The sequence below is a fragment of the Actinoallomurus sp. CA-142502 genome (assembly GCF_050936355.1).
In the GTDB taxonomy this organism is placed as follows: domain Bacteria; phylum Actinomycetota; class Actinomycetes; order Streptosporangiales; family Streptosporangiaceae; genus Actinoallomurus; species Actinoallomurus iriomotensis.
Genome location: NZ_JBNJMY010000001.1, coordinates 6,977,886 through 6,990,467, shown reverse-complemented (window position 1 = coordinate 6,990,467; position 12,582 = coordinate 6,977,886). Strand labels below are relative to the sequence as shown.

Below are 12,582 nucleotides of genomic sequence, written 5' to 3'. Positions count from 1 at the left end.
TGCCCCGCTCTCAACGGCCCCGGACACCCGGTCAGCTCGACGGCGCGCCCAGGGCCGTACGGAGGTCCCCGAGCAGTGCGTCGTCCGTGTCGCGCGACGCCCGTGCGGCGGCGTGGCGTCCCTCCGTGCCGAGACACCAGTGCCACCACAGGTCCAGTGTGTCCTCGGTCATCTCCTCGGCGGTCAGCGTCGCGGGCCAGCGCCACGTCCGTGCCTGTGCGGAGACCTTCGCTCCCCGCCGTACCGGGTCGACCGCGAGCGCCGGTACGCCGCACCGCAGGGCGGTCACCAGGCCGTGCAGCCGGGTGGTGACGACGACGTCCAGGCGGCCGACCACCGACAACAGCTGGTCCGGCGTGCCGAAGCAGCGCCAGTCGTCGTGGTCCAGCCGGGTGTCCAGGACGAGGCGGGCGCAGTCGCGCCGGGCCAGCCATGACGTCAGCCGGTCGTGCACCTCGTCGTGGCGGCGCTCCGAGCCGTACTCCGCCTGGCCGGGCGCGAGCACCACCCCGGCCACCGGTACCAGGGCGTGCGCGGGCAGCGCGGCCAGGTCCCGGCGGGGTGCCGCGTCCGGCGCGTCGCGGGGCAGCACCACGTCGAAGCCGGTCACCGCGGGATCGCGGGGATCGATGACCGAGACCCCGACCGCGATCCGCCGGCACGCGGCGTACCGCTCGTGCAGCCGCCGGAGCTGCGGTCCGTGCAGCGGGCCGCAGACGAACACCAGGTGGCTGTACGTCTGCGGAGCGGCGTCGTCGAGGGTCAGCGCGCCGGGCCGGAAGACCGGGCTCCACGCCACGTCGTACGGCAGGTCGGCCAGCGCCGACCGTACCGCCTCCAAGCTGAGGACGTCACCGGCGGTGGCCTCGCCGTCGACGAAACTGAACCAACCCGTCACAAGGATCCGCACGTGCGCTACGTACCCGTCGCGCACGGGGTTCCACGGCCGGGGCCGGGTCAGAAGCCGGGGAAGACGCGGCGCAGGTCGTCCAGCGTGACGCTGCCGGTGAGCTTCACGGCGTCCGGGGTGTGCCGGGGAGCGTGCCGGCCGGTGACAAGGCGCAGCCACCACTCCGCCGGTGCGGTCAGCGACGCGTCCGGGTCCGCGGGGACGTCCGTCACCGTCACCTTCTCGTCCACCAGCACTCCGAAGGACCGCTCCGGCGCGGTCGTGGTGACCGCGATCGTCACCGGCCGGCCGTCGAGCTCGGCGGCCCGGCCGAGGAAGCCCATGAGCTGTGCCGCCTGCTCGAACAGCAGCGGAGTGGCCTCCGGCGCGAGCGTCGCCTCCGGGTCGAAGGCCGCCTTGACGTCCCACACGTGGTGGGCGACCTCGTTGAGCCGCAGCCCGGCGGCGAAGGCGAGGTCGACGGGCGCGGGCAGGAAGCCCAGGTCGACGCGGAGACTCTCTCTGGTCGGCGCGTCGATCGCCTCGTACCGGCGCACCAGCGTCTCATCGGCGGTCAGGAAGGTCTCGGCCCGCTCCTCGCGCGACATGGCGTCCCACCGCGCCCACACCTGCTGGTTGAAGTCACCGCCGGGGTTGCCGGTGCCGTTCAGCGCGCCCTCCAGCGCGGCGAGGCCGATCTCCGCGCCGCTGCCCAGGTGGCTCAGCACCTGTGAGACGTCCCACTCGGAGGCCGCGGACGGCCGGGCGAGGTCGTCGGGGCTGAAACCGCGCACCATTCCCGCGAGGTCGTCGTGGCCGGTGCGCAGGGCGTGAATCGTCTCGTCCGCTCGGTCGCTCATTCGGTGTCTCCCCTGGGGGTCGGGCCGCGTCGGCCGCGTGGCACGCGGCTCTGATCGAGAAGGTTAGACCGTGGCGCGCCGTTCCCCGCCATTCGGAGGCGACGCTCCGCCGTCCTCGCTCCGGCGGCGCAGGACCTCGCGGAGGACGGCGGCGAGGCGGGGCGGTGAGGCGTTCGACGGGGCGGCCACCGCGATCGCGGCGTCGTCCGCGCCGGGCAGCGGCGCGGCGACGGAGACGACGCCGTGCCGGTGTTCTTCCTTCTCCACGGCGATGCCTCGCGCGCGGACTCGCCGGAGTTCGGCGTCCAGCGCGCCCGGCGTGGTGATCGTGTACGGCGTCAGCCGGGGGAGCGGGAAGTCCAGCGACCGCAGCAGGGCGGGCGTGCGGGCCAGCAGGACCTTCCCGGCCGCCGTCGCGTGCGGGGGCAGCGAGCCGTCGTCGGGAGACCCCTCCGACGACCGGACGCGTTCCAGGATCCTGACCTCGGTGCCGTCGAGGACGGCCAGGTACGCGTCCGCCCGGGTCCGCGTCGCGAGGTCGCGCAGGGTGGGCAGGACCGACGCGCGGAGCCGCCGGGGACACGGGGCGGCGTTCCCGAGCCACCACATGCGCTGCCCGATCCGGTACGAGCCGTCGCGGAAGCGTTCGAGGCCGCCCCACTCCACGAGTTCCCGTACGAGGCGCAGGGCCGTGGGCATCGGAAGTCCGGTGCGCTGGACGATGTCGGCCAGCCGCAGTGACTCCTGCGGGCCGGCGAACGCGTCCACCACCGAGAAGATCTTGCTGGCGACGGTGCGTCCCGCCTCACGCGCGTTGCCCGCCATCACACCCGTCCTCCCCACCGCGAACCGCGGCTTTCACTGGCCGAAAGGCCGCCCTTTCCGTACAGGGGCGGCGGCCCGCAGGCTCGACGTCACGAACCCCCTGGTGCCCTGTGTGGAGGAGTCCTCGATGACCGTACTGGACCTGACCCCCGACGAACTGCTGTCGACGACGCGCATGGTCCGGCTGCGTCTCGACCTGACCCGCCCGGTGTCCCACGAATTGCTGCGGCAGTGTGTCGACCTGGCGGTCCAGGCCCCGACCGGGCGTAACCGGCAGCGCTGGCACTTCATCGTCGTCACGGACGCGGAGCGCAGACGCGCGCTCGCCGACGTCTGGCGCGCCGGGATGCGCAGCCCGATCGACGCGGCCGCGGCCGCGCTGACCGAACAGGACCGGCGCCGCATGTACGCGGAGGGCGTCACCCTGGAGCGCGACCGGGCGGGCCTGGAGCGCCTCTACCGGCACCTGCACGAGGTGCCCGCGCTGGTGGTGCCGTGCATCGAGGGCCGTACGGAGGGCGCGTCGATCGTCGGGCAGGCCAACACGTGGGGCTCGATCCTGCCCGCCGTGTGGAGCTTCATGCTGGCGGCGCGCGCTCGAGGCCTGGGCACCTGCTGGACCGGCGGCAACCTGCGCCGCGAACGGGAGGCGGCCGAGGTCCTCGGCATCCCGTACACCGAGGTGATGCAGGCGGCGCTCATCCCGGTCGCGCACACCGTCGGCACCGACTTCCGGCCCGCGCGGCGCGTCCCGACCAGCGAGGTGCTGCACTGGGACCGCTGGTAGGCCCCTCACGTCCGGGTTCACGCGGCGGGTCAGCCCCCGGCGAGCTCGCCGAGGAGCTTCCAGGTGCGGAGCCGGCCGGCGTCGCCGGCCAGGTCGGTCTGGGTGAGGACGACCTCGGTGGCGCCCGCGTCGAAGTAGCGGCGGACCGCCGCGGCGATCGCGGCCTCGTCGCCGATCTCCACCAGGTCGGCGGCCTTGACGGCGCCCTCCAGCTCGATCACCCGCCGGTAGGACGGCACCCGGTCGTAGAAGGCGGTCTGGCGGGCCGCGGCCTCCCGCGCCGCGTCCACGTCGTCGGTCACCACCCCGGCCACGAACGCGACGACACGCGGAGCGGGCCGCCCGGCGCGTTCGGCGGCGGCGGTGATCTCGGGGACGATGTGCTCGCCGAGCGTCCGCGGACCGGCGAGCAAGGGCAGGGTGCCGTCGGCGAGCTCACCGGTGACCCGCAGCGCCTGCGGTGCCATCGCGGCGACCAGCACCGGCGGCGCGGGGTCGGCGCCCGGCACGGCCGCGGGCATCGAGGTGCGGGCGGTGAGCGTCTCGCCCGTGAATTCGGCACCGCCGGTCTCCAGCAGCGAGCGCAGCGCGACGAGGAACTCGCGGAGCCGGGCGATCGGCCGTTCGTACGGGACGCCGAAGACCGACTCGCTCATCGTCCTGCTACCGAGCGCGAGCCCGAGCCGGAACCGGCCGTGCGCCGCGGCCTGGCTTGTCTGTGCCTGGCTGGAGATGAGGATCGGATGCCGGGGGAAGATCGGCACGGCGGACGTGCCCACGGTCAGCCCGGGGACCTCCCGGCCGACGATGCCGGCCAGCGCGATGGCGTCATAGTCGAACCGCTGCCCGAACCAGGCCGTGCGCAGGCCGGCCTCGGCCGCCTGCCGCGCCTGTCCGACCACGATGTCGACCGTGTTGCCGGACTCCGGGGGATACAGCGCCACACCGATGGTCATGCCAGGCCGCAACCCCGCCACTTTCCCAGGTATTCCCATCGGAAGACTTGGTTTCGGCTCCCGGTCGAGGGCGGCGATCGACCGGCGCGTCCGTGCGGCCTACGCTCGATGAGACGGGAGTCGCGTCCTCGACACAGGTCCAGCAGGGGAGGACCGGATGCGCAGGATTCTCATCGTCGGAGCCGGTCAGGCCGGCCTGATGCTCGCGCTCAGCCTGCGGCAGGACGGCTACGAGGTCACCGTCGTCTCCGCGCGTACCCCCGACGATCTGCGCCGGGGCCGGGTCATGTCCACCCAGTACATGTTCGGGCCCGCGCTCGCCCTCGAACGCTCACGCGGTCTGCACCTGTGGGACGACGAGGCGCCTCGCGCCGTCGGCCAGCGCGTCACACTGGCCGACCCGCCGGGCCGGCGGGCGCTGGAGTTCCTCGGTAGCTGGGAGCAGCACGCCCAGTCGGTCGACCAGCGCCTCAAGATGGCCGCCTGGCTGGAGCTGTTCGAGGATCGCGAAGGCCGGGTCGTCTACCGGTCCGCCGCCGCCTCCGACCTGGAGGGGCCGGCGGCGTCGCATGACCTCACGCTGATCGCGGCCGGGCGGGGCGAACTGGCCGGGCTCTTCGACCGCGATCCGCGGCGTACGGTCTTCGACCGGCCGCAGCGGATGCTGTCGTGCGTCTACCTCCACGGTGTGACGCCCTGGCCGGACCACCCGGAACCGCACGTACGGATCAACGCGCTTCCCGGCATCGGCGAGCTGTTCGTCATGCCGGCCCTCACCCGCACCGGCCCGTGCACGATCCTGCTGTGGGAGGCCGTCCCCGGTGGCCCGCTGGACTGCTGGCAGGACCGGCCGTCACCGGAGGAGCACCTGGCGCGGAGCCGGGAGCTGACGCGCGAACTGCTGCCGTGGGAGTACGAACGGATCACCGAGGCCGAGCCCACGGACCCGCTCTGCACCTTGTACGGCGGGATCTCTCCCGTCGTCCGCCGCCCGATCGGCCGCCTGCCGGCCGGCTCCCGAGTACTCGGGATGGCCGACGTCGTCGTCCTGAACGACCCGATCGCCGCGCAGGGGAGCAACAACGCGGCCCACTGCGCCGCGATCTACCACCGGCGCATCCGCGAGCGCGGAGAGGGACCCTTCGACGAGCCGTGGATGCGGGCGACGTTCGAGGCGTACTGGGACCACGCGCGGCACGGCACGCGCCTGTCGAACACGCTGCTCGGGCCACTGCCCGAGCACGTACAGCGGGTTCTCCAGGCGGCCACCCGGCATCCGGAGGTCGCCGCTCGTTTCGCGGACGGGTACGCCCGGCCCTCGACGCTCGACGACTGGCTGTTCGACCCCGACCAGGCCGCCGCCTACCTGGCGCCGTTCTCCTGACGCGCACGCGCCCGGCCTGGCCGTCGCCAGGCCGGGCCTGCCGCTCAGCCGACGGTGACGGTCAGGTGGCGCGGGTTGCCGTCGCTCGCGGCGCCGGAGACGTCCGGCTGCCCGTCCGGGCAGACGTCGTCGTACGGGAAGGCGTAGCCGATCGGGGTGTGGGCGTGCACGATCCGCGCCCAGTGGTTGGTGGTCGGGTCCTGGTAGAACCCCGACTCCGGAGTGCCGTTCGGCTGGTCGGCGCTGCTCAGGATGGTGCTGCGGTTGAACGCCGCGGCGATGCGCGCGAGCAGTCCCTTCTTGAGGTCCGAGTCGCCCGGGTTGTTGGCGAACGGGCCGTCGTTGCAGGTGAAGATGTCCTTGCCCGCCGGGCGTGCGAACGTGCTCCCGTCGTCGAACGTGAGCACGCCGCCGCTGACGCGGCCGGTGAGGACGCCGCGCCCGCCCTGGAGGTCGACTCTGAGGTCGGTCGTGGCGTACTTGTCCCACACCCGGCCGACGTAGCCGTCCCAGTACGAGGAGAAGGCGCCGGAGTCGCTCGCCATGTGGTCCTGCGGCGCGATGACTCGGAGGACGCCACCGCCGTCGCGGACGACGAGCCGGTCCCAGGGCTGCCCGTCGGCGTTCTTCTGCGCGACGAGAGCGTCGGCCACCGCGTCGACCGCCCCGGCGGGCGCGGGGGCGACCGTGTGCGTCGAGTCGCCGACGAGTTCGAGCCCGATCGGCAGCGCGGTCAGCAGGTCGACGTAGGAGATGTTGGCGAACAGCTGCGACGGGTTGAACGTGAACTCGCAGAACGACCAGGTCCTGCCGTAGTTGGCGTCGGCCGGGTCTGCGGGTGACCAACGGAACCTCCTGGCGGGGTCGGTCCGGTCGCCGTTGTCTTGACAGGCCTGTCATGGCGGAAGATGACGATTGTCAAGGTTCCCGATCCAGGAATGTACTGTCAAGAGTCCTTCCAATTAGGCCGGACCCGCGGGCCCTCCGTTCGTGGTGGCCGGGACGATGCGGTAGTCGCGTTGGAAGACGAGGTTGTGCAGGTCGGCGGCGACGATGGCGCGCAGCGTCGGCACCTCGCCGGCGGCCTGGTCGGGCGTGAAGACGTTGAGGGGCCAGTCGCCGACGGTTGCGCCGCGCAGGTGCGGGTGATGGAATCCGGCCCCGAACCAGGCGCGGACGGTGATCGGGTCGACGCCCGCGGCGCGTTGCTCCGGCCAGGAGAGCGTCCAGACGGCGTCGATGCCGTCACCGTCACGGCGCACGCCGGTCGCGGTCACCTCGCCGGTGTCGAGGAGCAGGTGCGCGTTCATCTCGTGCAGCACCTGGCGGGCGTACGGATCCAGCAGCCCGACGGCGGCGGTGAAGAGCCGTTCCTTGTCCGCGCGAGGTCCGGCATCCCCGTGTGTGCCGTCGCGCAGATCGGCGAAGTGACGCAGCAGGGCGGCGAGTGACTCGGGTCGTCCATCGGTCATGGCCCCATGCTTACCCCTTGCCGACGGCCATTGGGACGTCAGGATCACGGCTGCCGGGGGTCCTCATCCGCCTCATCGCGGATGTAGGGCGCTTTCACCATGCGTGCGCCTTCCGCTCAGTGAAAGAGCGTGACGGTTTCGATATGCCGCCGGGTTTCACTGACCCCCATGCGTACAGAGGTCGCCATCATCGGTGCCGGTCCGGCCGGTCTGCTGCTCTCCCACCTGCTCTCCCTCGAAGGCATCGACTCGGTGGTCCTGGAGACCCGCACGCGTGAGTACGTGGAGGCGCGGATCCGGGCCGGCATTCTCGAGAGCTCGACCGTCGAGCTGCTCGACGCCGTGGGACTCGGCGACCGGCTGCGCGAGGAGGGGGACGAGCACCGCGGCATCTATCTGCGGTGGCCGGGGGAGCGGCACCACCTCGACTTCGTCGACCTCGCCGGACGCAGCGTCTGGGTGTACGGGCAGACGGAGGTCACCAAGGATCTGGGCCGCGCGCGCGAGGAGGCGGGCCAGGAGTTCTACTACGGCGTGAGCGACACGGCCGTGCACGACCTGACGACCGACCGTCCCTACGTCACGTTCCGGTCGGCGGACGGCGAGGACGTGCGCCTCGACGCGGACGTCATCGCCGGGTGTGACGGCTCCTTCGGCCCGAGCCGCGGCGCGGTGCCCGACGCCGTGAAAAGGACCTGGGAACGCACCTACCCGTACTCCTGGCTCGGGATCCTCGCCGACGTGGCGCCCTCGACGGACGAGCTCATCTACGCCTGGCACCCGAACGGCTTCGCGCTGCACTCGATGCGCTCGGAGACCGTCAGCCGGCTGTACCTGCAGGTCGCCCCCGGTGAGGACATCGCCGAATGGCCGGACGACCGGATCTGGGACGAGCTCGCCGTACGGCTGGGGCACGGGCAGGACGGCTGGGAGCTCACCCCCGGGCCGATCACCGACAAGAGCGTGCTGCCGATGCGCAGCTACGTCATGGAGCCGATGCGGTACGGGCGGCTGTTCCTGGCCGGCGACGCCGCGCACATCGTGCCGCCGACAGGCGCGAAGGGGCTGAACCTCGCCGTGGCGGACGTCGCCCTGCTCGCGCCGGCGCTGACGGCGATGCTCCGCAAGAACAACACGGCCCTCGCCGACGCCTACTCCGACACCGCGCTGCGGCGGGTCTGGCGCTGCACGCACTTCTCCTGGTGGATGACGACGATGCTGCACACCAGCGGTGACCCCTTCGACGCGCGGCTCCAGCTGTCCCAGCTGCGGTGGGTGGCCGGCAGCGAGGCCGGGGCGACCGGGCTCGCGGAGAACTACGCGGGTCTGCCCATCGGCATGTGAGCATCGCCGGGCGGGGCGGCACACGCCCTCGTGTCCTTATTCGCGTTAATTCGCTGGCATTGTGCGGTGGAGGTCAACGCCCGACAAGAGACTCCCAGATCCGCGTCAAGGAATCCCTGTTATCGCGCACGGTCGACCGGGGAAGAGTAGGCGCCTGAGCTACCGTCCTGACTGTGCGGCCCTGGCCAAGGCCAAGGCCGTCCAGAAAGGAAGCCTGATGTCCGAGAGATCAGCCGGTGAAACGTCACGCCGTTCGTTTCTGAAAGTAGGCGGCGCCGCAGTGGGGTTGGCGGCATTGGGGGATACGGTCGATATCGGCGTGGGGAGTGCGTCAGGCGCGACGCGGCTCACCGCCGGCGCCGGAGGTGCGAGCCCGACGCCGTTCGGCCGACCGACCGATTCGATTCCCAATCCGGGGGCCCGGATCACGGCCGTGCGCGGAGACCGCGCGAGCAATTGGTTGGACCAGACTCGATCAGAGGTCATCGCGCGGCACGGCGCCGTCGCGACCAGTCAACCCATTGCCGCGCAGGCCGGCCTGCGAATTCTGCAGGAGGGCGGGAACGCCGTCGATGCGGCGGTGGCGACCGCGGCGGTTCTCGGATTGATCGAGCCTGAGAGCGCGGGACTGGGCGGCGACATGTTCGCCATCTATTATTCGGCGAAGGACCGGAAGCTATTCGGGCTGAACGCCAGCGGCTGGTCCCCCAAAGCCTGGAACCTCGACTATTTTCACGCCCGCGGTTTCAATGAGAAGACCGGGATGCCGGAACGCGGCGTTAACAGCATCAGCGTGCCCGGTGCCGTCGACGGCTGGCATCGGTTGCTCGAGCGGTTCGGCACTCGCGGCTTCGACGTCGTCCTGGAACCCGCCGTGACGCTCGCCGAACAGGGCTTCGGAATCACCGAGCAGGTCCACAGCGACTGGGAGAACGGTGTGGACGTGTTGAAGACCGATGCCGACTCGGTTCGGGTGTTCCTCCGCGACGGTAAGGCTCCACCGCTGTACGGCATCTTCCGCAATCCGGACCTCGCACATGCTCTCCGGGTCCTGCAGAGAAAGGGCCGTGACGCCTTCTACGCCGGCGAGATCGCGGACGCTGTCGTGGCCAAGATCAAGAAGCTGAATGGAGCGATGACGTCGGCGGACCTCGCAGAGTTCCACGCCGAATGGGTCGACCCCATCAGCGTCAACTACCACGGCTACGACGTGTATGAGGTCCCGCCGAACGCCCAGGGCTTCGCCGCCTTGGAGATGCTCAACATCCTTCAGCAGTGCGGGCCCGTCCTCGGCCTGGATCTTGCCGAACTCGGGCCGCGCTCACCGGAGTTCTGGCACCTGCTGGTCGAAGCCAAGAAGCTCGCCTTCGACGACCTCTACACCTACAACGGCGACCCGAGATTCACGACGGTCCCGCTCGATCGACTCCTTTCGACGGACTATGCGATCGCTCAGTGCAAGAAAATAAACCCACGTCGGGCCACGCCGCCGCGCGTCAAGGGGCCGAACAACTCGGGAACCGTGTATATCGCGGTGGCCGACCGGTGGGGCAACATGGTCTCGTTCATCTACAGCCTCTTTGAACTGTTCGGGTCGGGGGTGACGGTTCCCGGCTACGGGTTCCCCCTGCAGAACCGTGCGGCGCTGTTCTCGCTGGACCCATCGTCACCGAATGTCGTCGCTCCCCGTAAGCGTCCCTTCCAGACGATCATCCCTGCTTTCATAATGCAGAATGGCCACCCCGTCATGGCGTTCGGGAACGTGGGCGGCAGTGAACAGGTCCAGGCGCAGGCCACCGAGATCATCAACATGGTCGATCTGGGCATGAACCCGCAAGCCGCCGCCGACGCGGCACGGTTCAACCATGATCAGAACACCGATGTCCTCCAGCTCGAATCCGAGCTGTTCGACCTGGTGGGAAAGCAGCTTTCCGCAATGGGCCACCACGTCACGGAGTCGAACGGCGACCCGATGGGCGGATACCAGGCGATCTTGTTCGACCGGGAGACCGACGGCGACCGGAGAGAACAGGCCCAGGCGCATTCCGCCGAGCGGGCGGCGACCCCGCCCCCGCCTCCCCCCGGGCCTCCGCCTCCCCCCGGGCCTCCGCCTCCGCCTCCGGTCAACGGCGTCTACCGGGTCGCGTCCGACCTCAGGAAGGACGGCAGCGCCGTCGGCTGGTGAGCGCACCTCTTCCGGGCCGAGGAACCCGCGGGTTCGCGAGCGTGCCCGCTGCCGTAGGAGGAGGGCCCAGGCGCCGGCGGCCAGATCGCGACGGCCCCACACCGTCACCGACGACAAGGGGCGGATCGCCGATTCGGCCGCGCGCCGCCTGGCGCGCGGCCGTGTCGACGTGGCGCTGAGATGGAGGGCGGACGCCGCCGGCCGGCGGTCCGGGGTGATGACCGGGTAGGCCGATCCGAACAGCACCTTCCGCTTCAGCGGCCGTTCGTCGCGCGGACGAGTTGCTGCGGGAAGTAATTCGACGACCAGCCGGACAGGTCGATGAGGACGCCGGCCTGGTGTGTGGCGATCGGGACGGCGGCGTCCTCCCAGGCGTCGTCGATCAGCATCGGGTCGGAGAGGCGCAGCCTGATCCCGCGTCCGCCGGGCAGCCGGGCGCCGATACCGGTCTGCCCGGTGTGGAGGACAACGGGCACGCCGGCCCGCGCCGCCGCCCCGTGCAGGGGATGGACGGCCGGATCGTTCGGCGCGACCGCCTGCAGGGACGCATGCGGCCGCAGGCCTCGACGTGGACGTGCGTGTCGATGGCGGTGACGGACGCCGGGCCGGTGCTCAGCGGGGCCGCTCCTCGCGGGGCCCTCCGTGCGGATGGGGCATCGGTTCGTTCCCCTCGTGGCGGGCGGCTCGCTCGGAGGCGGCGAGCGAGGCCACGGTCGCCGGGACGACCGGCGAACCGGCGAAGGCGCGGGAGACCTTCGTGAGCCAGGTGATCTCCGCGTCGAGATCGGGACCGAGGGGCGGGGCCGGCGGCGGCGACGGCGTACCGGTCGTGCCCCGGCCGCCCGCCTTCGCCGCGATGCCCGCGGCGATCGTGGCCGCCTCGACGGCGGCGCGGACCTCCTCCTCGGAGAGCCCGGCGCGACGTCCCAGGGCCCTGGCCACCTCCACGGCGGCGGGATGGACGTACGGGCGTAGCGCGAGCTGACCGTCCCTGATCTCGATGACCTGCCGGTACAGCAGGAAACCGACGTCGCGGCGCCAGAACCGGCGGCCGGTCCGGTGGTGGGGCATCAGGCTGAGGTCCGGATTGGTCTCGTGCAGGGCCAGCCAGAGCGGATGGAGCCGGCGGTAGGAGCGGCAGTCACCGGCCCATCGGACCAGCGTGCCGAGCCGGTCGCCCCACGCCGGGATCGTCACCCCCGCCAGCAGGAGGGCCTCCGTGCCCAGCTCCAGCGGCAGGTCCACGGACCTGTCCAGCCACCCGAGCGGCCTGCCGGTCTCCTCGCCGACCAGCATCACGGCCTTGACGGCGAGGAAGGCGAACCCGCACGCGCTTCCGGCCACGAGGACCCGGAGCCCCAGGCGAAGCGAGGACCGGTCGGCGAGCCGGGAGTAACGCAGCCCCATCCGGGACACCGACAGCAGGGCGATCGAGATGTACCAGATGTAGACGTAGAGGTAGACCGCGTCGACGTGCGTGCCGGAGCGTCCCGTGTCGGGCTCCGGGGGCACCGCCACGAACAGGACCGCGACCATCACCACGGCCGCCGCCAGCCCCACGTAGCTGCGCCGTGCCCGTACGCGCGCCGAGGACGCCGGGTAGTAGACGTGAGTGAGGAACACCCGGCCCGCGCCCGCCGCGCACATCGCGCCGACGTCGCTCAGCGCGTCGGCGAGATGGGGAACGCCGGTTCTCTCGTCGATGGCGCCGGTGAACCACTGGACCGCCGTGGCCATGGTCAGGCTCGCCAGGCAGAAGCACACCGCCCAGCGGACCGGGTCGTCGCGCCGCCGGCGCAACCCGTAGAGCTTCTGCGCCAGGCCGCACAGGAGCAGTCCCGTGATGATCACGTACGGCAGCACCGGCGTGCTCACGGGAT

General features: G+C 71.5%; 11 protein-coding genes and 1 pseudogene. 4 read left to right on the top strand and 8 right to left on the bottom strand.

What is annotated here, in order from left to right:
* Positions 1 to 31: 31 nt before the first annotated feature.
* The 3 genes from ACQEV1_RS32965 to ACQEV1_RS32955 form a co-directional block, all read right to left on the bottom strand.
* Positions 32 to 910 carry a polysaccharide pyruvyl transferase family protein gene (locus tag ACQEV1_RS32965; RefSeq protein WP_433398790.1) on the bottom strand — a complete coding sequence of 293 codons (879 nt, stop codon included), beginning with the start codon at positions 908 to 910 and terminating at the stop codon, positions 32 to 34.
* Between the two features lie 47 nt (positions 911 to 957).
* Positions 958 to 1,749, bottom strand: a complete 792-nt coding sequence (locus tag ACQEV1_RS32960) for a maleylpyruvate isomerase family mycothiol-dependent enzyme (RefSeq protein ID WP_285623392.1) — start codon at positions 1,747 to 1,749, stop codon at positions 958 to 960.
* 63 nt (positions 1,750 to 1,812) lie between these two features.
* Positions 1,813 to 2,574 (bottom strand): IclR family transcriptional regulator, encoded by a 762-nt coding sequence (locus ACQEV1_RS32955; RefSeq protein WP_433398786.1) that lies wholly within the window; start codon positions 2,572 to 2,574, stop codon positions 1,813 to 1,815.
* Between the two features lie 127 nt (positions 2,575 to 2,701).
* On the opposite strand from ACQEV1_RS32955, the gene ACQEV1_RS32950 reads away from it, so the two are divergent.
* Positions 2,702 to 3,361 carry a nitroreductase family protein gene (locus ACQEV1_RS32950; RefSeq protein ID WP_433398783.1) on the top strand — a complete coding sequence of 220 codons (660 nt, stop codon included), beginning with the start codon at positions 2,702 to 2,704 and terminating at the stop codon, positions 3,359 to 3,361.
* Between the two features lie 29 nt (positions 3,362 to 3,390).
* Here ACQEV1_RS32950 and ACQEV1_RS32945 read toward each other — a convergent pair whose 3' ends face one another.
* Positions 3,391 to 4,317: an LLM class F420-dependent oxidoreductase gene (locus ACQEV1_RS32945; RefSeq protein ID WP_433398780.1), complete on the bottom strand. Its 927-nt coding sequence runs from the start codon at positions 4,315 to 4,317 to the stop codon at positions 3,391 to 3,393.
* A gap of 157 nt (positions 4,318 to 4,474) precedes the next feature.
* On the opposite strand from ACQEV1_RS32945, the gene ACQEV1_RS32940 reads away from it, so the two are divergent.
* A complete protein-coding gene (locus ACQEV1_RS32940) occupies positions 4,475 to 5,701 on the top strand; it encodes a styrene monooxygenase/indole monooxygenase family protein (RefSeq protein WP_433398777.1) in 1,227 nt (408 codons plus the stop codon).
* A gap of 44 nt (positions 5,702 to 5,745) precedes the next feature.
* On the opposite strand, the pseudogene ACQEV1_RS32935 reads toward ACQEV1_RS32940, so the two are convergent.
* Together ACQEV1_RS32935 and ACQEV1_RS32930 are read right to left on the bottom strand one after the other, a co-directional pair.
* Positions 5,746 to 6,531, bottom strand: a pseudogene (locus ACQEV1_RS32935) (beta-1,3-glucanase family protein); the annotation flags it as partial.
* A 132-nt stretch (positions 6,532 to 6,663) separates the two neighbouring features.
* Positions 6,664 to 7,173: a hypothetical protein gene (locus ACQEV1_RS32930; protein WP_285623379.1), complete on the bottom strand. Its 510-nt coding sequence runs from the start codon at positions 7,171 to 7,173 to the stop codon at positions 6,664 to 6,666.
* 168 nt (positions 7,174 to 7,341) lie between these two features.
* Here ACQEV1_RS32930 and ACQEV1_RS32925 point away from each other — a divergent pair, with 168 nt between their 5' ends.
* Both ACQEV1_RS32925 and ggt read left to right on the top strand, forming a co-directional pair.
* The gene (locus tag ACQEV1_RS32925; protein WP_433398774.1) at positions 7,342 to 8,517 is read left to right on the top strand and encodes a 4-hydroxybenzoate 3-monooxygenase; all 1,176 of its coding nucleotides are present in this window, start codon (positions 7,342 to 7,344) and stop codon (positions 8,515 to 8,517) included.
* 217 nt (positions 8,518 to 8,734) lie between these two features.
* On the top strand, positions 8,735 to 10,702 hold the full coding sequence (gene ggt, locus ACQEV1_RS32920) for a gamma-glutamyltransferase (protein WP_433398771.1): 1,968 nt from the start codon (positions 8,735 to 8,737) through the stop codon (positions 10,700 to 10,702).
* Positions 10,703 to 10,956: 254 nt separating this feature from the next.
* Here the strand turns inward: ggt and ACQEV1_RS32915 are convergent, their stop codons facing one another.
* Together ACQEV1_RS32915 and ACQEV1_RS32910 are read right to left on the bottom strand one after the other, a co-directional pair.
* A complete protein-coding gene (locus ACQEV1_RS32915) occupies positions 10,957 to 11,178 on the bottom strand; it encodes a hypothetical protein (protein ID WP_433398768.1) in 222 nt (73 codons plus the stop codon).
* A gap of 136 nt (positions 11,179 to 11,314) precedes the next feature.
* Positions 11,315 to 12,577 carry an MAB_1171c family putative transporter gene (locus ACQEV1_RS32910; protein WP_433398765.1) on the bottom strand — a complete coding sequence of 421 codons (1,263 nt, stop codon included), beginning with the start codon at positions 12,575 to 12,577 and terminating at the stop codon, positions 11,315 to 11,317.
* Positions 12,578 to 12,582 lie beyond the last annotated feature (5 nt).

Bases quoted from the DNA above. Each gene is read 5' to 3' on its own strand.
- ACQEV1_RS32960 (WP_285623392.1), bottom strand. From the start codon at position 1,749: ATGAGCGACCGAGCGGACGAGACGATTCACGCCCTGCGCACCGGCCAC.
- ACQEV1_RS32955 (WP_433398786.1), bottom strand. From the start codon at position 2,574: ATGGCGGGCAACGCGCGTGAGGCGGGACGCACCGTCGCCAGCAAGATC.
- ACQEV1_RS32950 (WP_433398783.1), top strand. From the start codon at position 2,702: ATGACCGTACTGGACCTGACCCCCGACGAACTGCTGTCGACGACGCGC.
- ACQEV1_RS32945 (WP_433398780.1), bottom strand. From the start codon at position 4,317: ATGACCATCGGTGTGGCGCTGTATCCCCCGGAGTCCGGCAACACGGTC.
- ACQEV1_RS32940 (WP_433398777.1), top strand. From the start codon at position 4,475: ATGCGCAGGATTCTCATCGTCGGAGCCGGTCAGGCCGGCCTGATGCTC.
- ACQEV1_RS32930 (WP_285623379.1), bottom strand. From the start codon at position 7,173: ATGACCGATGGACGACCCGAGTCACTCGCCGCCCTGCTGCGTCACTTC.
- ACQEV1_RS32925 (WP_433398774.1), top strand. From the start codon at position 7,342: ATGCGTACAGAGGTCGCCATCATCGGTGCCGGTCCGGCCGGTCTGCTG.
- ggt (WP_433398771.1), top strand. From the start codon at position 8,735: ATGTCCGAGAGATCAGCCGGTGAAACGTCACGCCGTTCGTTTCTGAAA.